Origin of the sequence: Tsuneonella rigui, from assembly GCF_003958625.1 — a bacterium.
Taxonomy (GTDB): Bacteria; Pseudomonadota; Alphaproteobacteria; order Sphingomonadales; family Sphingomonadaceae; genus Tsuneonella; species Tsuneonella rigui.
Genome location: NZ_RSEL01000015.1, coordinates 36324 through 55895, shown reverse-complemented (window position 1 = coordinate 55895; position 19572 = coordinate 36324). Strand labels below are relative to the sequence as shown.

Below are 19572 nucleotides of genomic sequence, written 5' to 3'. Positions count from 1 at the left end.
TTTGCGGCAAGTCCGCAAGGCATGGACCGGGCCGAAGTCGTCATCGTCGGAAGCGGGCACGGCGGCGCGCAAGCCGCGATCGCGTTGCGCCAGCAGGGCTTCGAAGGCTCGATCCTGATGATCGGGCGCGACCCCGAACCGCCTTACGAGCGCCCGCCGCTGTCGAAGGAGTACCTCGCGCGCGACAAGCCATTCGAGCGGATCATGATCCGTCCGGCGGCGTTCTGGGAGGAGCGGCAGGTGACGCTGCGCCCCGCGAGCGTCGTGACGAGCGTTGACCCGCAGGCGCACACCCTCAAGCTCGCGAGCGGGGAGGAGGTCGGCTACGGCATGCTGATCTGGGCCGCCGGCGGCGATCCGCGGCGGCTTTCTTGCGGCGGCGCCGATTTGAGCGGCATCCACGCCATTCGCGACAAGGCCGATGTGGACCGCCTGATGGGCGAGCTCGACAACGGCGCGCGGCGGGTGGTGGTGATCGGCGGCGGCTATATCGGGCTGGAGGCGGCCGCCGTGCTGACCAAGCTCGGCTGCCAGGTCACGGTGGTCGAAGCACTCCCGCGCGTGCTGGCGCGTGTCGCGGGCGAGGTGCTGAGCGAATTCTACCAGGATCAGCATCGGGCGCACGGGGTCGACCTGCGGCTCGAGGCCAAGCTCGATCGGCTGGAAGGCGAGAACGGCTGGGTCCGCCAGGTCGTCCTCGATGACGGCGGCGCGATCCCGTGCGACATGGTCGTGGTCGGCATCGGCATCGTGCCCGCCGCCGGGCCGTTGATCGCCGCCGGCGCGGCGGGCGCGAACGGGGTCGACGTCGACGAGTTCTGCCGCACCTCGCTGCCGGACATCTATGCGATCGGCGACTGCGCGGCGCACGCCAACCAGTGGGCCAATGGCGCGGTGATCCGCGTGGAATCGGTCCAGAACGCCCACGATATGGCGACCACCGCCGCCAAGCACATCGTCTGCATCGACGAGCCCTACCGCGCGTTCCCGTGGTTCTGGTCCAACCAGTACGATCTCAAGCTGCAGACCGCGGGCCTGTCGCTGGGGTACGACGACACGGTAGTCAGAGGCGATCCGGCCCATGCCAAGTTTTCGGTCATCTACCTCAAGGAAGGGCGGGTGATTGCGCTCGACTGCGTGAACGCGACCAAGGACTACGTTCAGGGCCGCAAGCTGGTCGAGGCGGGCGCCAGCCCCGACAAGGCGGTGCTCGCCGATCCCGCGGTCCCGCTCAAGGAACTCGCATGATCGCCGCAGGTGACGGGAAGCCCATGCTCTCCGGCATCCGCGTGGTCGATCTGAGCACGGTCGTCTTCGGCCCCTACGCGACCCAGATCCTGGCCGACTTCGGCGCCGAGGTGATCAAGGTCGAGGCGCCCGGCGGCGACGGCTTCCGCCACGCCGGCCGGCCAGCCAAGTCGGTCGGCATGGGCCCGGCGCACATCGCGCTCAACCGCAACAAGAAAAGCGTGGTGCTCGACCTGAAGCAGGAGAGCGAGCGCCAGCGGCTGCGCGACCTTACCGCTACCTGCGACGTATTCCTTCACAACGTCCGTACCGAGGCGATCGACCGGCTGGGGTTCGGCTACGAGGCGGTGCGCGCGCTTAAGCCCGACGTGATTTACGTCCACTGCGTCGGCTTCGGCTCGAACGGGCCGTACGCGGGCCTGCAGGCCTATGACGACGTGATCCAGGCGCTGACCGGCACCACCAGTCTCCTGAGCCGCGTCGATGGCGACCCGCGCCCGCGCTACCTGCCCTCGCTGATCGCCGACAAGGTCGCGGGCCTCCACGCCGCCTACGCGACGATGGCGGCGGTGATCCACCGCCTGCGGACCGGCGAGGGGCAGTTCGTCGAGGTGCCGATGTTCGAGGCCTTCGCCAACTTCATGCTCAAGGAGCATCTCGCCGGGCTGACCTTCGATCCGCCGGTGGGCGACGCGTGCTACGCGCGGCAGGTCGATCCCTATCGCCAGCCGTTCCCGACAAGCGACGGGCACATCAGCATCGTCCCCTATCGCCCCGGCCACGCGCAGCGGGTGATCGCCTTGCTCGGGGACCCAGAGTTCGCCGCGCAGGAGCGCTTCGCCGGGATCGAAGGCTCGATCCGCCACATGCCCGAACTCTACACACGCATCGGCGAGCTAACCGCGACGCGCACCACTGAGGAGGTGCTGGCGATCATGCGCGAGGCCGAGATGCCTGCGATGCCTGCACGCGACATCGCCGAGGTGCCGGGCGATCCGCACCTCGCCCAAGCCGGTTTCTTCTGGCACAGCGAGCATCCGAGCGAGGGACAGGTGCTGCAGATGCGCGAGCCTTCGCGCTTTTCGGGTTGGGAGATGCCCGAGCCCGCACCCGCGCCGCTGATCGGCGAGCACGGCGAGGAATTCGGCTAGAGTTCCGCCAGCGCCCACTCCGCCGCTTCGGCGACGACCGGGTCGGGATCGCTTCGCAATGCGTCGACCGCCGGACGCAGTGCTGGATCGCCCGAGTTGCCGGCAGCGATCAGGCAGTTGCGTACAAATCGGTTGCGCCCGATGCGCTTGATCGGGCTGCCCGAAAACAGCGCTCGGAAGCCCGCGTCGTCGAGCGCGAGTAGTTCGGCCAACCGCGGCGCGACCAGTTCCGCGCGCGGCAGGAACGCGGCGTTGGCTGCGGCCGACTGCGCGAAGCTGTTCCACGGGCACACGGCGAGGCAATCGTCGCAGCCGTAGATGCGGTTGCCCATCGCCTTGCGGAACTCGACCGGGATCGGTCCAGCATGCTCGATCGTCAGGTACGAGATGCACCGCCGCGCATCGAGCTGGAACGGCGCGGGGAAGGCGTCGGTCGGGCAGGCATCGAGGCAGGCGCTGCACGATCCGCAGCGCGGCGCATGGCTGTAGTCGGCGGTAAATTCGATAGTGGTGTAGATCGATCCCAGGAACAGCCACGAGCCGTGCGCGCGGCTGACCATGTTGGTGTGCTTGCCCTGCCAGCCGAGCCCCGCCGCCTCCCCCAGCGGCTTCTCCATCACCGGCGCGGTGTCGACGAACACCTTCACCTGTTCACCGGGCGCCTGCTCGACCAGCCAGCGCGCGAGCCGCTTCAATGCCTTCTTGACCGTGTCATGATAGTCGCGCCCTTGCGCATAGACGGAAATACGGGCCCGCTCCGGCGCATCGGCGAGCGCCAGCGGATCGTGCTCCGGAGCGTAACTCATGCCGAGCGCGATGACGCTCTTCGCCTCCGGCCACAGCCCTTGCGGCGAGGCGCGCTCGGCCACGCGGCGCGCCATCCACTCCATCGACCCGTGCCGCTCATCCCCAAGCCACTCGGCCAGCCGCTCCCCACGCGGCGCATCGGGCGCGGCCGAGGCGATGCCCACCGCGACGAACCCTTCGGCCCGCGCCCGCTCGACCAGCGCCGCGCGCAGGGCATCGGTTGGCGCACCGTTAACCAAGGTTTGGGTTGCTCCCGTTCACGCGGCAGAGTTAACGCGCCTGCGATGAACGCTCCGCTAAGCCTTTCGCCCCTGACCGGCAATGCCGGACGCCCGCTGGCGATCGAGGCGATCGGCCTAGTCAAGCGGTTCGAGGGCACCACCGCGGTCGACGGTGTCGACCTCGCGGTGCCCGAAGGCGCGATCTACGGCGTGCTCGGTCCCAACGGCGCGGGCAAGACCACCACGCTCAGGATACTGCTCGGGATCATCGATCCCGACGAAGGCGTGCGCCGAGTGTTCGGTCACGAGCGGCCGCACGATATCGCGCGGCTTATCGGTTATTTGCCGGAGGAGCGCGGACTCTACCCCTCGATGAAGGCGGTCGAGGCGATCGCGTTTCTCGGCGCGCTTCGCGGGGTGCCGCTCGCCGAAGGGCGAAAGCGCGGGCTCGAATTGCTGGAGGAACACGGGCTCGGCCACGCCGCCGACCGCACCATCCGCCAGCTCTCGAAGGGCATGGCGCAGACCGTCCAGCTGCTCGGCACGCTGATCCACCGGCCAAGGCTGGTGGTGCTCGACGAGCCGTTCAGCGGCCTCGACGCGCTCAACCAGGGCAAGCTCGAAGCGATGATCCGACGCATGGCGGCCGACGGCGCAACCGTGATCTTCTCCACCCACGTCATCGCCCACGCCGAGCGATTGTGCGAAGGCGTCGCGATCATTGCCGGGGGCAAGGTGCCCTATGCCGGCAGTGTCGACGCCGCACGCGACCGCATTCCCGCGCAAGTCCGCTTGGAAACCGCTGCGCCCGACGGGCCGTGGCGCGCGGCTCTGCCCGCCGACGCGCGCCATGAGGGGCGCTACTGGCTGTTCTCGCTCCCCGAGAGCGGCATCGAGCCGCTGCTGCGGGCCCTCATCGAAGGCAACGCCGGCATCCTCTCGCTGTCGATCGAGCGCGCCGGCCTGCACGATGCGTTCGTGCATATCGCTGGCGAAGCCGCGGCACGAGCCCTCGAGGAAGCCAGCCCGGCGGAGCAGGCGCGATGAGCGAGCACACCGAAAACGCCCGCCTCGGCCTGGCGCAGGCCGCCTACGTCGTCGCCCGGCGCGATCTTCGCGCGATCCTGTTTTCCAAGGCGTTCCTGTTTTTCCTGCTCGGCCCGGTCTTTTTCCTCCTGGTCGCTGGAGGCGCTGCTTCTGTCAGCCAAAAGACCGTAGAAAACCGCGAGCCGCCGGTACTCGCGGTGTCGATGGACCCTGCCGATGCCGCCGCCATCGAGGTCGCGCGTAACCGGCTGCAGGACATGGTCGACCTGCCGCGCATGGAGCGGGTCGATACAGGGGCCGACCCGGCGAAAGTGCTAGCCGACCGCTCGCGCAATTACGGCGGCGTGCTCACGGGCACCCTCGATGAACCGCGCCTCACCGGTACTCCGGAAAGCATCGAGCGCTGGCGCGGCGAGGTCGCGCTGACCGCCGGCGTCGCCAAAGGACGCGGGTCCAACTATCCCGAAGTGACGCTCCAGCCCACCGCGACCAGCGGCGCGAGCGCCAAGCGCAGCCTCGTCGGCACCGCGACCGCGACGGTTACGCTGATGTTCCTGCTGACGATGCTGCTCGCGGGCATGGTGATGTCGAACCTGGTCGAGGAAAAGGCGAACAAAATCATCGAGATCCTCGCTGCCGCGATCCCGATGGATGCGGTGTTCCTCGGCAAACTGTTTGCCATGCTGGGGGTAAGCTTCGTCGGCCTTGCGGTGTGGGGCGGGATTGGCGGAACGATCATGGCCGCGGGCGGCCGGAGCCTGGCCGAGCTTACCGCCCCGGCGGTCGGATGGCCCGTCTTTGCCGCATTGTTCCTGGTCTATTTTGCAATGGCGTACCTATTGATCGGGTCGATCTTCCTCACCATCGGGGCGATGGCGCCGACGGTGCGCGACGTACAGACGCTGTCGCTGCCGGCGACTATGCTGCAGCTCGGCGTGTTCTTCCTCGCTACGTATGCAACCAGCGATCTCGGCTCGCCGGTCGAGCTGGCGGCAGTCGCAGTGCCGTTCAGTTCGCCCTACGCGATGATCTCGCGAGCGGCGCAGCAGCCCGCGCTGTGGCCGCACTTCGCTGCGCTCGCGTGGCAGGCGCTGTGGGTACTGCTGTTCGTGCGCATGGGTGCGACGCTGTTCCGCCGGCGAGTGATGAAGTCGGGACCGCAGCAACCGCGTGCCCGCCGCTGGGGCCGCGCTCGCGCCGCAACTTGACCCGCATTTCGGTCGCAAATCGCAACGCACTATTGACACTGCGGTAAGCAAGCGCAGGATACCGGCCGGACGAGAGGCGGCCGGACTTGAGTCGCCCCAGCAGGAGAGTTTTGCGATGGCGACCCAGCCCCTCGAGGCGCCGACCCAATGGACCCGCGAGCCGCGCGCGGTCGATGCGCTCGACAAGGCGCTGCGCGAGAATCCGCAGGTCATCCCTGAGCACACCGAGAAGTGGGACGTCAGCCGCTCCGACATCTACGTTGAAGACCGCTGGCAGCCGATCTTCAAGGAGATGCGCGCGGCAGGCGACCTCCACAAGGTCAACGACAGCCCGTTCGGTTCCTTCTGGAACGTCGTGTCGCACCGCGCGATCCAGCACATCGAGGCACTGCCCGAGCTCTATTCCTCGGCCGGCGGGATCACCATCCTCGAGGCGATGAGCGACGAGAAGCTCGCGGAGCTGGGCCGCGAGCGGTTCGAGCTGCCGATGTTCATCGCCATGGACCGGCCCAAGCACACCGGCCAGCGCCGTACGGTCGCGCCCAAGTTTACGCCGTCCAACATGGAGGCGATGGAAGCCGACATCCGCCACCGCACCGGCGAACTGCTCGACACCCTGCCGCGCGGCGAGGTGTTCGACTGGGTCGATACCGTCTCCATCGAGCTCACCACCGGCATGCTCGCGCTGCTGTTCGATTTCCCGTGGGAAGACCGCCGCCTGCTGACCTTCTGGTCCGACTGGGCGGGCGACACCGAGATCGCACTGGTGCGCGAGCTCGACGAGCAGCGCCAGGGCATCCTGCGCGAGATGGGCGCCTATTTCTACCAGCTATGGCAGGAGCGCGCGAACCAGCCGCCGACTGGCGACCTCATCTCGATGATGATCCACTCGCCGGCGATGAACCAGATGAGCCCGGAAGAATTCATGGGCAACCTGGTGCTGCTGATCGTCGGCGGCAACGACACCACCCGCAACACCATGAGCGGGATCATCCACGCGTTCGACAAGTTCCCCGACCAGCGCAAGCTGTTCGAGCAGGACCCGTCGCTCATCCCCAACGCGGTGCAGGAATGCATCCGCTATCAGACCCCGCTTGCGCACATGCGCCGCGTCGCGACCGAGGACAGCGAGCTGTTCGGGCAGACCGTCAAGGCGGGCGAGCGGCTGGTGCTGTGGTACATCAGCGCCAATCGCGACGAGGCGGTGTTCGAAGATGCCGACAAGCTCGACATCACCCGCGAGAACGCCCGCCGCAACCTCGCGTTTGGCTACGGCATCCACCGCTGCGTTGGTGCCCGCCTCGCCGAGCTGCAATTGCGAGTGCTGCTCGAAGAGATGCACAAGCGTCGCATGCGCGTGCATGTCGCCGGCGATGTCGAGCGGGTGCGGGCGAACTTCGTCCACGGTTTCCGCAAGCTCGAGGTCGAGATCACCGAGTTCTGACGCGCGGCCAGCGCAAATGGACCCATTCAGGCGAGGTTGAACCTCTTGTGCTAGGAGGAAGCATGCCTCTCGCTTCCAGTCGCCGCTCGTTTCTGTCATGGCTCGGCGCCACGGCGGCCGTCCCCGTGCTCGCCGCTTGCGGCGGTTCGCCCGCCCAGGCACGCGCCTGGCCCAAGGGGCTGACCGACGCGCAGTGGAAGGCCAAGCTTAGCAAGAACCAGTACTGGATCCTGCGCGAAGCGGGCACCGAGCGGCCGGGTACCTCCCCGCTCAACAAGGAGCATCGCAAGGGCACATTCTACTGCGCGGGGTGCAGCAACGCGCTCTATTCCTCGGCGACCAAGTTCGAAAGCGGGACCGGCTGGCCGAGCTTCTACCAGCCGCTCGCCGGGGCGGTGGTAACCGACACCGACTATAAGCTCGGCTACCCGCGCACCGAGGTGCTGTGCGCCGATTGCGGCGGGCATCTGGGGCACGTGTTCAATGACGGCCCCAAGCCGACCGGCAAGCGCTACTGCATGAACGGCGGCGCGATGGTGTTCCGCACCGCCTAACAACTCCGGACACAAAAAAGGCGGCGGAGCCGAAGCCCCGCCGCCGTCTTGTTTCTCAGCTCTCGCCGATTAGCGGACTCGGCCGCGCTGGACGAGGTTGGCGATCGCCAGCAGCACGATGGCCCCGACGATGGCGACGAGGAACCCCGGAAGGTTGAACGTCTGGATGGTGGTGTCGATACCGAACAGCGGACCCGCGAGCAGATTGCCGATGATCGCGCCGATGATGCCGACGATGATGTTCATGATGATGCCCATCGAGGCGTCACGCGCCATGACCATGCTCGCAAGCCAGCCGGCTACGCCGCCGACGATGATAGCAATAATCCAACCCATAAGGCATTCCTCCTGTTATTGCGCCCTGTGTAAGCGCCACACGCCGCCTTAAACGGCGCGCACCGCAGAGCGTTCCCCGGTTGCGATGAACCGGTGGACGGAGGTGTAACCCAATCGATTCGGAAATCCTAATCGGCCGGCCGCCCGAAGGTGACCGGTGAGGGAGCGCTATCGAGGTGAGTCAGTACTTGAGCTGGCGCTCGTAGAGATCGCGGTAGTGCTGGATGCGGGTGACCCGCAGCCCCTGCATGCCCGAACGGTCGACCGCGCGCTGCCAGGAGGCGAACTCCTCGAGCGTGAGGTTGTAGCGTTCGCACACCTCGTCGATCGACAGCAGGCCGCCATTGACCGCGGCCACGACCTCGGCCTTGCGGCGGACGACCCAGCGCTGGGTGTTGGGCGGCGGCAGATCGGCGATGCCCAGCGGTTCGCCGAGCGGGCCGATCACCTGGGCCGGACGGATTTTCTGGTTCTCGATCATCACTTATCCCGGTCGCCTGTGGCCGCCGATCCGGCGGTGGCGACTGTCTTGGCGTCTACCCATTTGCCACCTGCTAAAGCAGCAAGGTTAACAGCGGGTTCGCCGACACCGGCAATTCCCGCGGCCGCTTGGGGCACGAAGCCGCCGCCGGCGAGCGCGGGCCGCGACAAAACCGCGCGCAGATCGCGCACCGCCGCCAGCCGGGCGACGATTTCCGCCCAGTCGAGCGTGCGCAGGGCGCCCTCGGCTCCCGGTTCCGGCATGCGGAAGGTGTTGGCTGCTTCGAACATGACCGCTCTCTTAGCCAATGAGGGGTCAAGAACCGGTAAAGCCCGGGGTTACGCTCTATTAGGACATCACCGCCCCGCAATTCTGGCGTAGTGCGTGCCCCGCGTGTATGGGCCGCCGCCGTGAACGCTCCCGCCAACATTCCCACGATGCTCTCTGCGTCAGAGGCTGCAGCCTTGTTCGATCTGCCGCGCCCGGCCGCCGAGTGCCGCATCGTGGTGGCAATGTCGGGCGGGGTCGACAGCTCCGTGGTGGCGGCGCTGGCGGCCGCGAGCGGTGCCGAGACCATCGGCATCACGCTACAGCTCTACGACTACGGCGCGGCGACCGGCCGCAAGGGCGCCTGCTGCGCGGGCGACGATATCCGCGACGCGCGCGCGGTCGCCGACCGCCTCGGCATCGCGCACTACGTGTTCGATCACGAGAGCGCATTCCGCGAGGACGTGGTCGAGCGCTTCGCCGACGATTACCTCGCCGGGCGCACTCCGGTGCCCTGCATCCGCTGCAACATGGGACCGAAGTTCACCGACTTGCTGCGAATGGCGAGGGAGCTGGGCGCGGACTGCCTGGCAACAGGGCATTACGTCCAGCGCGTGGGCGGCGAACTTCACCGCGCGGTCGATCCCGCGCGCGACCAGTCGTACTTCCTCTACGGCACCACCGAAGCGCAGCTCGATTTCCTGCGCTTCCCGCTAGGGGGGCTTGAGAAGTCCGAGGTCCGCCGGCTCGCAGCGGCTGCGGGCCTGCGCAATGCGGCCAAGCCCGACAGCCAGGACATCTGCTTCGTGCCCGACGGCGACTATGCGCGGATCGTCGAGAAGCTGCGGCCCGAGGGTGCGCGGCCCGGGACTATCGTCCACGCCGCGACCGGCCAGACGCTCGGCCAGCACAAGGGCGTGATCCACTTCACCGTTGGCCAGCGCCGCGGGCTGGAGATCGGCGGCCAGCCCGAGCCGCTTTATGTCATCGGGCTCGACGCGGAGAGCGCCGAGGTGCGCGTCGGTCCCAAGACGATGCTGGCAGTCTCAGGAGCGCGGCTGAGCGAGACCAACCGCATTGGCCCCGTCCCATCCGGAGCGCTCACGGCGAAGGTCCGGAGCCTCGCCAAGCCGGTGCCGGTCACGCTCGACGGGCCGTTTGGCGACGGCGTCGCGACCACGATCCGCTTTGCCGCCCCCGAATTCGGGGTCGCGCCGGGTCAGGCGGCGGTGCTCTATGCCGGCGAGCGGGTTATCGGCGGTGGCTGGATCGACGGAACCGAAGCGGCTGCCTGATCAGCTCTCCCACGGTTGCAGCACGCACCCGTAGCCCTTTCGGTAAGTCGCGGTGTCGCTGGCGAGGATCAGCATGCGCGCAGTGACGCTCTTGGCTTCGTCGTCGTCGGACAGCGTGACCAGTTCCATCCCGGCGAGCTTGTCCTTGGTGCAATCCTCCAGGCTCCGCCCCGCGACGTAGCGGCACGAGCACGCGACCCGCGCGCCGTAGGCCGTGCCCGCCCGCGCATAACCGAGCGCGGCCGAGCCAAACGCTGCCCACAGTGTGAGCAGCGCGACCAGTATACCGGTGGTCCATAGCAGCCGGTTCGATCGGCGTGCCCCACGACGAGCCTTTGCCGTTGCCAAGCGGGAATCCTCCATGCCATTCGCGCACCCGCCGATGCGCTTCTCTCCTCGCCTTATCGCTCCTCTCGCAGCGCTGCCAGTACTTGCCGGCTGTTCGTCGCAGCCCGCGGCGCCTCCGCCGCTGAGCAAGGAGGCGCTGGCCGCGGTCGACGCCAATCCGGGCGCGCCGACCGAGGAATTGGCGCGCGCGGTCGACGAGGCGTTCACCAAGGACGGCGTGGGCGAGACCCGCGCGATCGTGGTGCTGCACGGCGGTCAGATCGCCGCCGAGCGCTACGCACCGGGCTATGGCCCCAAGACCCGCTTCGTCAGCTGGTCGATGGCCAAGACCGTGACCGCGGTGATGATCGGCATGCTGATCGCCGACGGGCGCCTGCAGCTTGACGAGACCCCGCCGGTGCCGCGCTGGCGGCGCCCGGGCGATCCGCGCGGCGAGATCACCCTGCGCCAGTTGCTGCAGATGCGCAGCGGGCTGAGACACTGCGAAGCCTGCGACCCGCCGTACGAATCGAGCGAAGTGCGCATGCTGTTCCTCGACGGGCGCGACAACATGGCGGACTTCGCCGAGAGCCAGCCGCTGGAAGCAGAACCGGGATCGCAGTTCGAATATTCGAGCAGCACCACCGTCATCCTCGCCGATATCGCCGCGCGGGTGCTGACCCGCAGCACCGATCCCGAGCTGCGCCGGCGCGCGGTCGCCGACTACCTGCATAGCCGCCTGTTCGGGCCGCTCGGCATGACCTCGATGGTGCCCGAATTCGACCGTTCCGGCACGCTCATCGGCGGCAGCCTGATCCACGGCACCGCGCGCGACTGGGCGCGGTTCGGCGACTTCCTGCGCAACGAGGGCTCCTACAAGGGCACCCAACTCGTCCCGCGACGGTGGGTCGAGTTCATGACTACCTCCAGCCCGCGGCGCGCCAACTACGGCGCGCAGACCTGGCTCAACCGCGGCGCGCCCAAGGATGACGATCCGCTGTTCACCGCGCGCGGGCCCAAGAGCCTGTTCGCGATGATCGGGCACATGGGCCAGTTCGTGCTGGTCGCGCCCGACCGCAAGCTGGTGGTCGTCCGCCTCGGTCATTCGGACAGCGAGCAGATCCCGCGGGAGGTGCAGGAGCTGGCGGATATCGTCGAGCTTTACCCCGGCAGGTAGAACGAGCCCTCCACCACGGTAACGCACGGCCCGCCGAGCCACGCGCGGTCGCCTTCCAGCCGGCAGGTCAGGTCTCCTCCGCGCTTCGAGGCCTGGTGCGCGGTGAAGCTGTCCCGCCCCAGCCGCGCCGCCCAGAAATGCGTCAGCGCCGCGTGGGCCGAGCCGGTGACCGAGTCCTCGTCCACCCCGCCGCCGGGGACGAACACCCGGCTGACGATGTCGGTCTCGCGGCCGGGTGCGGTGCAGATGTACTGGTGATCGCCCAGTGCGCCGAGTCCGCGCAAGTCGGGCTGGAGCGCCCGCACTTCGTCCTCGCTGGCGAACAGGTAGATGCCGTAGCGGTCGTCGCTGAGCCAGGTTTCCTGCGGGGTCGCGCCGAGTAACGCGACCGCTTCGGGAAACTTGCCGCGCTCAGTCGGGATCGCCGGAAGCGCGAGTTCGTAGCCCGCACCCGCCCGGCGCACTTCGAGGTTGCCGGCCCGCCGGGTCCGCAAGGTGACCCGTTCGCCGCCATCCCGCTCGAGGAGCACGTGCCCGCTCGCCAGCGTCGCGTGGCCGCACAGGCGGATCTCGGTGGTGGGCGTGAACCAGCGCAGCTCCCAGTCACACTCGCCGGTCGCGTCGCGCACCACGAAGGCGGTCTCGGCGAAGTTATTCTCCTCGCCGATCGCCTGCAGCACCTCGTCAGGGAGCCATTCTTCGAGCGGCATGACCGCGGCCTGGTTGCCCGCGAAGGGCCGCGCGGCGAAGGCATCGACATGCCAATAGGGCAGCTTCACGTCAGGCTTCCTTGTCCAGCTTGGCGAATTCGTCTTCCTCGACCAGCGGATTGTCGGGCTCGTCGACGTGCCCCTCGGGGTCGATGTGGATCAGCAGCTCCATGTCGGGGAAGTGATGGCACAAATCCTCCTCGACCCGCTCGATCACCTCGTGCGCCTCGCCCACGGTCATGCCTCCAGGAAGATCGACGTGGAATTGCACGAAATCGTGCGCGCCGCTGGTGCGAGTGCGCAGGTCGTGGAGGTTGCTCAGCTCGGGATGCTTGGCGGCGATCTCGACGAAGCGTTGGCGCTTCTCTTCCGGCCACTCGCGGTCGAGCAGCTGGTCGATCGCCTCGCTCGCCGCGCGCCACGCGCCCCACATCAGCCACGCGGCGATGGCGATGCCGAACAGCGGATCGGCCTGCGCGAAGCCCAAATACTGGTCGAGCACCAGCGCGGCGATCACAGCGAGGTTGAGCAGCAGGTCCGACTGGTAGTGGACATTGTCCGCCTTGATCGCGACGCTGCCGGTGCCGCGGATCACCCGCCGCTGCCACCACAGCAGCACGAACGTCGCGGCGATGGCGATCAGCGAGACGACGATGCCGTCGTTCGCGGCGCTCGTGTCGGCGCCGGACGCCAGCCGGCTCACGGCGCGAAACAGGATCGCGGTCGCCGAGACGACGATCAGCATGACCTGGAAGATCGCCGCCAATGCCTCGGCCTTGCCGTGGCCGAAGCGGTGCTCGGCATCGGCGGGCTGGGCGGCGAACCACACGCCCCACAGTGTCGCGCAACTCGCGACGAGGTCGAGCCCAGTGTCAGCAAGGCTGCCGAGCATCGCAGTCGAACCGGTGCGCCAGGTCGCCCAAGCCTTCAGCGCGAGCAGGAACAGCGCCATCGCGATCGAGGCGAACGCGGCGCTGCGGGTCAGCCTGGCGCGCGCCTCGGTCGCGGCGAGGTCGATGCTCACGGGTAGAGCAACGTGCTGGCCCAGCTTTCGCCGACGCGCGTAAAGCGGCGGCGGTCGTGGAGGCGGTTGGGCCGGTCGAGCCAGAACTCGATCGCTTGCGGATCGAGCGTAAAGCCCGTCCAGTACGGCGGACGCGGCACCTCGCCGGCCGCCTTGCAGGCATCCTCCAGCGCCTCGACCCGCTCGATGTAGGTGCGGCGATCGTCGAGCGGACGCGACTGGTCGCTCGCCGCTGAGCCGACCTGGCTGACGAACGCGCGCGAATGGAAGTAATCGTCGGCCTGTTCGGGCGAGACCTCGCTCAGCGGACCTTCGATGCGGATTTGGCGGCGCAGGCTTTTCCAGTGGAACAGCAGCGCGGCGCGTGGATTGGCGAGGATTTCGCCGCCCTTGCGGCTCTGCGCGTTGGTGTAGAACGTGAAGCCCCGCTCCCCGAACTCCTTCAGCAGCACCATCCGCACCGATGGCGCGCCGTCAGGGGTAGCGGTTGCCAGCGACATCGCGTTGGCATCGTTGGGCTCGCTCTCGCGCGCCTCGGCAAACCAGGCTGCGAACAGGCCCAGCGGATCGCTATCCGGCAGGACCGACTTATCAGCGTCCATCGCTGCCTCCGTTGGACGTGTCACACTTGTCACACTGTTCTGGCGAAGAAAATCGGGCTCCGCCCGTGGCCATTTCGGAGACGAGAAAGATCGGCTGTCGGAGGAGCGCACGGGACACCATGCGTGCGGCCCTACAATGCCGCACAATAGTAGGAAAGCTTGGCCTCGCTTGCGCCCGCGCGGTGCCTCACCTAGCTAACACGGCGATGGCTGATCCTTATGCAACACTCGGAGTAGCGCGCGGCGCCGACGACAAGGCGATCAAGAGCGCCTACCGCAAGCTCGCCAAGGAGCTGCATCCCGACCGCAACAAGGACAATCCCAAGGCGGCGGAGCGCTTTTCGGAAGTCACCCGCGCCTACGACCTGCTGTCCGACAAGGACAAGCGCGCCCAGTTCGATCGCGGCGAGATCGACGCCGATGGCAACCCGGCCAACCCGTTTGCCGGCACGGGCGGGGGCTTCAACGGCGGTTTCGGCGGAGGCGGGTTCGGCGGCGGCCGCAGCGGCGGTTTCCGGCCTGAAGACCTGCAGGGCATGGGCCAAGGGGGATTCGGGGGCGGCGCGGAAGGCGTCGATCTCGGCGACCTGTTCGAAGGCTTGTTCGGCGGCGGTGGCGGTCGTTCGAGCCCGTTTGGGGGCGGCGGCTTCGGCGGCCAGCAGCGGCGGCAGGCTCCGCCGCAGAAGGGCGCCGACATCGCCTATCGCCTGCGCGTTTCGTTTGTCGATGCCGCGCGGCGTGCCGACCAGCGCATCACGCTCGCCGACGGCAAGACGATCGACCTCAAGCTGCCCGCCGGCGTCGAGGACGGCACCACGATGCGTCTCAAGGGCAAGGGTCAGGTGGGGCCAGGCGGCGCGGGCGACGGGATCGTGACGATCTCGGTCGACGGCCACGCCTTTTTCCGGCGCGAGGGCGACAATGTCAGGCTCGACCTGCCGATCACGCTCGACGAGGCGATCGTAGGAGCCAAGGTCAAGGTGCCGACGGTCGACGGGCCGGTCATGCTGACGATCAAGCCGGGCACTAGCAGCGGCACCACCATGCGGCTGGGCGGCAAGGGCTTTTCCAAGAAGGCCGGCGGGCGCGGCGACCAACTGGTCACGCTCGAGATCGACCTGCCCGACGACGTCGCGGAACTGGCCAAGCGGCTCGAAGGTTGGCAGGACACGCGCAACCCACGCTCGAAGCTCGGCGTTTAGGCCCTTTTGGCCTTCACAAGAGCGGCAGGCCGACAAAGGAACCGATGAGCGAAGAAATCCTGCCCGCCCCCGAGGAACGCGTGGTCCACACGCTTTCTCCGGAAGAGCGGCGCAAGGATGCGCTCCATCACCGGCCCGGCTTCCGCAGCCGGATGTTGAGCGAAGTGGGGCCCGGCACCAAGGCGTTCGAGATCGCCAAGCGGGTGCTGATTGGCGCCTACAACGACGGCTTCATCCACGCCGGGAACCTGGCCTACATGGCGATCCTGGCGATCTTCCCCTTCTTCATCCTCGGCGCGGCGGTGTTCTCGATCATCGGCGAGGAGGGCGAGCGCGCGGCGACGATCAACGCGGTGCTCTATGCCCTGCCGCCGCTGGTCGGGAACGTGATCGAGCCCGTGGCGCGCAGCGTGATCGAGGAGCGCAGCGGGTGGTTCCTGTGGCTCGGCGGCCTGGTCGGGCTGTGGACCGTGTCCAGCCTGATCGAGACCATCCGCGACATCCTCCGCCGCGCCTACGGCACCAAGGCGACCCACGCGTTCTGGAAGTATCGCCTGTTCTCCGCCGGGGTGATCGGCGGCGCGGTGGTGCTGCTGATGGTCAGCCTGCTTGCCCAAGTGGTGATCGGCACCGCGCAAGAGGTGATCGACGCTTACCTGCCCGGGTTCAGCCATGCGATCGGCGAGCTGCGCCTCAGCCGTATCATCCCGGCGTTTGGCCTGTTCGGCTCGCTGTACCTGCTGTTCTACACCCTGACCCCCAAACAGTACCGCAAGCGGCGCTATCCCAAGTGGCCCGGCGCGCTGGCGACGACTCTGTGGTGGATTGGCGTCACCGTCGCGCTGCCGTCGGCGATCCGCAGCTTCTTCAGCTACGACGCGACCTACGGCAGCCTTGCCGGCATCATGATCGCGCTTTTCTTTTTCTACCTCGTGGGCCTAGGGATGGTCATCGGTGCCGAGCTCAACGCGGCGCTGGCCGAAACGCCCGAAGAGGCGGAAAACCGCATCGGCCAGGCCGACGACCGGGCGCGCAGGGCGGCCGCACGCGAGCTGGAACGAATGCAGGAAAAGGGTATCGGATGAGCAAGCTGATGGCAGGCAAACGGGGCCTGATCATGGGTCTCGCCAACGACAAGTCGCTGGCCTGGGGGATCGCGCAGAAGTTGGCCGAGCACGGCGCGGAGCTCGCGTTCTCCTACCAGGGCGATGCGCTCGCCAAGCGGGTGGTGCCGCTCGCCGAGCAACTCGGCAGCAACTTCTGCTTCGATTGCGACGTGTCCGACATGGCCGCGCTCGACCGGGCGTTCGACACGCTCAAGGACCGGTGGGAGACGATCGACTTCGTGGTCCACGCGATCGGCTTTTCCGACAAGAACGAGCTGCGCGGCAAGTACGTCGACACCAGCCTCGACAACTTCATCATGACGATGAACATCAGCGCCTACAGCCTGGTCGCGGTCGCCCAGCGCGCGGCGCGGATGATGAAGCCGCTGGGGGAGGACGGCACCGGCGGCGGCTCGATCGTGACGCTGAGCTATTACGGCGCGGAGAAGGTCGTCCCGCACTACAACGTGATGGGCGTGGCCAAGGCGGCGCTGGAAACCAGCGTGAAGTATCTCGCCAATGATCTGGGCCCTGACGGCATCCGCGTGAATGCGCTCAGCGCGGGGCCGATCAAGACCCTTGCCGCGAGCGGGATCGGCGACTTCCGCTACATCCTCAAGTGGAACGAGCTCAACTCGCCGCTGCGCCGCAACGTGACGATCGAGGACGTCGGCGGCGCGGGGCTCTACCTGCTGTCGGACCTGGCGAGCGGCGTCACCGGCGAGGTGCACCACGTCGACGCGGGCTATCACCTCGTCGGCATGAAGCAAGAAGACGCGCCCGATATCGCGCTGAGCTAGCGCGCGGCCGAGCGTCGGTCGCGCACCAACGTCAGGTCGAACATCTCGGCCGCAGGACGATATCCCGTCACCAGCCGGCCGAGGATCGCGCGCGCCTCTCCCGAATCGCCGCTCGCGATCGTAGCTTCGAGCGCGGCCAACTCGGGCGCGAGTTCTGCCCAGCTCAGCGCGGCTTCGTTGGCGCGCACGATCCGCGGGTGGTCCGACGGCTCTCCGCCGTCACCGATCAGCAGCTCTTCGTAAAGCTTCTCGCCCGGACGCAGGCCGGTGAAGACAATCTCGATGTCACCGTCGTCATCGTCGCTGACCTTGAGCCCCGACAGCTCCACCATGTTGCGCGCCAGATCGACGATCCGCACCGGCTCGCCCATGTCGAGCAGAAACACCTCGCCGCCGCGCGCCATGCTGCCCGCCTGCAGCACCAGCTGCGCAGCTTCAGGCACGGTCATGAAGAAGCGGGTCACGTCCGGGTGGGTAATGGTGATCGGCCCGCCGGCGGCGATCTGCTCGCGGAACAGCGGGATGACCGAGCCGCTCGAACCGAGCACGTTGCCGAAGCGGACCATCGACAGCACGATCGAGCGGTCTTCCTCCTGCACCGCCTGCAGGATCATCTCCGCCAGGCGCTTGGTCGCGCCCATCACGTTGGTCGGGCGCACCGCCTTGTCGGTCGAAACGAGGATGAATCGCCCCACCCCGGCGCGGCGGGCGGCGTCGACCAGCGTGCGCGTGCCGAACACGTTGTTGCGAATCCCCTCGAGCACGTTCTGCTCGACCAACGGGACGTGCTTGTAGGCCGCGGCATGGACCACGGTGGTTGGGCGCCAGGCGGCAAGAATTTCGTCCATCCGCCGAGTATCCGCGACCGACGCGAGCAGCGGCACCAATGCGGGCGCCTCCCCGTCCTCGTTCGCGGAGTCGGCCACCAGCGCGGTCAGTTCGTGATGGATCGCATAGAGGTTGTATTCGGAGTGATCGACCAGCAGCAGCGCGCCTGGCTGGAAGCGGATGATCTGGCGACATAGCTCGCTGCCGATCGAGCCGCCCGCGCCGGTCACCATGATCACTTTGCCGGTGACGTTCTGCCGCAGCAAGGCTTCGTCGGGCGGGATCGTCGCGCGGCCGAGCAAATCCTCGATGTCGAGCTCACGCAAGTCGCCGACCGAGATGGTGCCGCGGGCAATGTCCATGAAGCTGGGCAGGGTGCGGACGTGGATCGGCAGTCCGCGTAACGATTCGAGAATCTCGAGCCGCCGCCGGCGCGAGGCCGAGGGGATCGCCAGCAGGATGTCCTCGATCCGGTGGCGGTCGATCAGCTGCGCCATATTGCCCGGCGGCAGAATCGGCAGGCCGCGCAAGGTCGAGCCCCACAGCGCCGGGTCGTCGTCGATGAAAGCGATCGCGCGCATCGCCCGCGACGCGGTGATTGCCGCCGCGAGCTCGAGCCCCGCATTGCCCGCGCCGTAGATGGCCACTCGCGGCACCCGGTCCTTGCGCCAGCGCTCGGTGTACGTTTCGGCGAACAGGAACCGCACGCCGACCCGCGTTGCGCTCACCATCAGGGCGAGCAGGATCGGCTGGATCAGGCCGACGGTGCGCGGGATACTGGCGACTCCGATCAGGGTGTAGAGGGTGGCGAACGGGATCGTGTAGACCGCCACCGCACGGAAGATCGCGATCAGCGCCTCCGCGCCGGCATGACGGAAGATCGCGCGATAAAGACCGAAGGTGACGAAGATCGGCAGCGCGAGCGCGATCGAGACCACGATCGGCTGCAACGGATACGACGTGATCGGGGGCCAGAAGCCCAACCGCAAGTAGAACGCGATGTAGACCGACAGCACGCACATGACGATGTCGGCGGCGAGCGCGACCACCCGTTTCGCTTCGCGCGGGAGCGACAGGATCGCCGCGAAGATCGGCGCTTCGCGGTTCATGGGCGCTTTCTCCGTTCGGAGGCAGCGACAGTCGCGGCCGCATCGCCGCGACCTCCGCCCGCCAGCGTGCGCCATAGCAGCGGCCAGTCCGCGACCGAGCGCGGGGCCCCGTAATAGGCCTCTTCGTAAGCGGCGAGACGCTCCGGATCGGACATGTCGATGCCGGCGAGCTGCGCCGGTCCGGTCACTCCCGGGCGGATCGCGTAGAGCCCGCGCCGGGCGCGCGCCGCTACCAATTCGGCCTGGTTGGGCAGGCATGGCCGCGGACCGACAAGGCTCATGTCGCCCGCGATCACGTTCCATAGCTGCGGCAGCTCGTCGAGCTTGAGATGGCGCAGCAGCCCGCCCAGCCGGGTGACGCTGGCGGTGCCCACCTCATGCGAGGCGGCATTGGCGGTGCCCGCGCGCATCGTGCGCAACTTGAGCATGGCGAAAGGCCGCTGCCCGCGACCGACCCGGCGCTGAACGAACAGCGGCGAGCCGGGCGATTCCAAGCGAATCGCCGCGAGCAGAAGGAGACAGGGAACCACGGCGACAAGCGCCGCGGGCACGGCGATCGCGAGATCGAACGCGCGTTGGAGGGGTGCGGCCCGGATTGACATCGCGCGAGGCCTTAGCTTCACGCCCG

General features: G+C 67.8%; 21 protein-coding genes. 11 read left to right on the top strand and 10 right to left on the bottom strand.

The features are described 5' to 3' along the window. The first annotated feature begins 21 nt into the window (after positions 1 to 21). Together ELY12_RS07185 and ELY12_RS07180 are read left to right on the top strand one after the other, a co-directional pair. Positions 22 to 1248: an NAD(P)/FAD-dependent oxidoreductase gene (locus ELY12_RS07185; RefSeq protein ID WP_126176027.1), complete on the top strand. Its 1227-nt coding sequence runs from the start codon at positions 22 to 24 to the stop codon at positions 1246 to 1248. After that, positions 1245 to 2399, top strand: coding sequence for a CaiB/BaiF CoA transferase family protein (locus tag ELY12_RS07180; protein WP_126176026.1), 1155 nt, complete (start codon positions 1245 to 1247; stop codon positions 2397 to 2399). The genes ELY12_RS07185 and ELY12_RS07180 overlap by 4 nt, the downstream gene beginning before the upstream one ends. Here the strand turns inward: ELY12_RS07180 and queG are convergent. Then, entirely contained in the window at positions 2396 to 3445 is a 1050-nt protein-coding gene (gene queG / locus ELY12_RS07175; protein ID WP_241229764.1) for a tRNA epoxyqueuosine(34) reductase QueG, read from the bottom strand. The genes ELY12_RS07180 and queG overlap by 4 nt on opposite strands. Positions 3446 to 3490: 45 nt before the next feature. On the opposite strand from queG, the gene ELY12_RS07170 reads away from it, so the two are divergent. From ELY12_RS07170 to msrB, 4 genes are all read left to right on the top strand, one after another. Next, on the top strand, positions 3491 to 4474 hold the full coding sequence (locus ELY12_RS07170) for an ABC transporter ATP-binding protein (protein WP_126176025.1): 984 nt from the start codon (positions 3491 to 3493) through the stop codon (positions 4472 to 4474). Further along, positions 4471 to 5682 (top strand): ABC transporter permease, encoded by a 1212-nt coding sequence (locus tag ELY12_RS07165; protein WP_126176024.1) that lies wholly within the window; start codon positions 4471 to 4473, stop codon positions 5680 to 5682. The genes ELY12_RS07170 and ELY12_RS07165 overlap by 4 nt, the downstream gene beginning before the upstream one ends. Before the next feature lie 115 nt (positions 5683 to 5797). Beyond that, on the top strand, positions 5798 to 7126 hold the full coding sequence (locus tag ELY12_RS07160) for a cytochrome P450 (protein WP_126176023.1): 1329 nt from the start codon (positions 5798 to 5800) through the stop codon (positions 7124 to 7126). A gap of 62 nt (positions 7127 to 7188) precedes the next feature. After that, the gene (gene msrB, locus ELY12_RS07155; protein ID WP_126176022.1) at positions 7189 to 7680 is read left to right on the top strand and encodes a peptide-methionine (R)-S-oxide reductase MsrB; all 492 of its coding nucleotides are present in this window, start codon (positions 7189 to 7191) and stop codon (positions 7678 to 7680) included. Between the two features lie 69 nt (positions 7681 to 7749). Here msrB and ELY12_RS07150 read toward each other — a convergent pair whose 3' ends face one another. From ELY12_RS07150 to ELY12_RS07140, 3 genes are all read right to left on the bottom strand, one after another. Further along, positions 7750 to 8016: a GlsB/YeaQ/YmgE family stress response membrane protein gene (locus ELY12_RS07150; RefSeq protein ID WP_126176021.1), complete on the bottom strand. Its 267-nt coding sequence runs from the start codon at positions 8014 to 8016 to the stop codon at positions 7750 to 7752. Between the two features lie 181 nt (positions 8017 to 8197). Next, positions 8198 to 8497, bottom strand: a complete 300-nt coding sequence (gene sciP / locus ELY12_RS07145) for a CtrA inhibitor SciP (protein WP_126176020.1) — start codon at positions 8495 to 8497, stop codon at positions 8198 to 8200. After that, a complete protein-coding gene (locus tag ELY12_RS07140; protein ID WP_126176019.1) occupies positions 8497 to 8787 on the bottom strand; it encodes a hypothetical protein in 291 nt (96 codons plus the stop codon). The genes sciP and ELY12_RS07140 overlap by 1 nt, the downstream gene beginning before the upstream one ends. A 147-nt stretch (positions 8788 to 8934) precedes the next feature. On the opposite strand from ELY12_RS07140, the gene mnmA reads away from it, so the two are divergent. Continuing rightward, positions 8935 to 10059 carry a tRNA 2-thiouridine(34) synthase MnmA gene (mnmA, locus tag ELY12_RS07135; protein ID WP_126176119.1) on the top strand — a complete coding sequence of 375 codons (1125 nt, stop codon included), beginning with the start codon at positions 8935 to 8937 and terminating at the stop codon, positions 10057 to 10059. Here the strand turns inward: mnmA and ELY12_RS07130 are convergent, their stop codons facing one another. After that, positions 10060 to 10407, bottom strand: a complete 348-nt coding sequence (locus tag ELY12_RS07130; RefSeq protein WP_420907050.1) for a hypothetical protein — start codon at positions 10405 to 10407, stop codon at positions 10060 to 10062. A 13-nt stretch (positions 10408 to 10420) separates the two neighbouring features. Here ELY12_RS07130 and ELY12_RS07125 point away from each other — a divergent pair, with 13 nt between their 5' ends. After that, positions 10421 to 11563 carry a serine hydrolase domain-containing protein gene (locus ELY12_RS07125; protein WP_126176017.1) on the top strand — a complete coding sequence of 381 codons (1143 nt, stop codon included), beginning with the start codon at positions 10421 to 10423 and terminating at the stop codon, positions 11561 to 11563. Here the strand turns inward: ELY12_RS07125 and ELY12_RS07120 are convergent. From ELY12_RS07120 to pdxH, 3 genes are read right to left on the bottom strand one after another with little or no spacing between them, the layout of a single operon-like run. Further along, complete coding sequence (locus tag ELY12_RS07120; RefSeq protein WP_126176016.1) at positions 11548 to 12342, bottom strand: PhzF family phenazine biosynthesis protein; 795 nt, start codon at positions 12340 to 12342, stop codon at positions 11548 to 11550. The two genes, ELY12_RS07125 and ELY12_RS07120, sit on opposite strands and share 16 nt — an antisense overlap. Before the next feature lies 1 nt (position 12343). Next, on the bottom strand, positions 12344 to 13291 hold the full coding sequence (locus ELY12_RS07115; RefSeq protein ID WP_420907052.1) for a cation diffusion facilitator family transporter: 948 nt from the start codon (positions 13289 to 13291) through the stop codon (positions 12344 to 12346). Between the two features lie 2 nt (positions 13292 to 13293). Next, a complete protein-coding gene (gene pdxH / locus ELY12_RS07110) occupies positions 13294 to 13899 on the bottom strand; it encodes a pyridoxamine 5'-phosphate oxidase (RefSeq protein ID WP_126176014.1) in 606 nt (201 codons plus the stop codon). Positions 13900 to 14105: 206 nt separating this feature from the next. Between pdxH and ELY12_RS07105 the strand changes: the two genes are divergently transcribed. Genes ELY12_RS07105 through fabI form a run of 3 tightly spaced genes read left to right on the top strand, consistent with a single transcriptional unit; the run spans position 14106 to position 17007 of the window. Continuing rightward, positions 14106 to 15101: a DnaJ C-terminal domain-containing protein gene (locus ELY12_RS07105; protein WP_126176013.1), complete on the top strand. Its 996-nt coding sequence runs from the start codon at positions 14106 to 14108 to the stop codon at positions 15099 to 15101. A 44-nt stretch (positions 15102 to 15145) separates the two neighbouring features. Beyond that, entirely contained in the window at positions 15146 to 16186 is a 1041-nt protein-coding gene (locus tag ELY12_RS07100; protein ID WP_126176012.1) for a YihY/virulence factor BrkB family protein, read from the top strand. Next, positions 16183 to 17007: an enoyl-ACP reductase FabI gene (gene fabI, locus ELY12_RS07095; protein WP_126176011.1), complete on the top strand. Its 825-nt coding sequence runs from the start codon at positions 16183 to 16185 to the stop codon at positions 17005 to 17007. The genes ELY12_RS07100 and fabI overlap by 4 nt, the downstream gene beginning before the upstream one ends. Here the strand turns inward: fabI and ELY12_RS07090 are convergent. Further along, positions 17004 to 18944: a polysaccharide biosynthesis protein gene (locus ELY12_RS07090; protein WP_126176010.1), complete on the bottom strand. Its 1941-nt coding sequence runs from the start codon at positions 18942 to 18944 to the stop codon at positions 17004 to 17006. The two genes, fabI and ELY12_RS07090, sit on opposite strands and share 4 nt — an antisense overlap. After that, positions 18941 to 19546, bottom strand: a complete 606-nt coding sequence (locus ELY12_RS07085; RefSeq protein WP_126176009.1) for a sugar transferase — start codon at positions 19544 to 19546, stop codon at positions 18941 to 18943. Before ELY12_RS07085 ends, ELY12_RS07090 begins: the two co-directional genes overlap by 4 nt. Between the last annotated feature and the right edge of the window lie 26 nt (positions 19547 to 19572).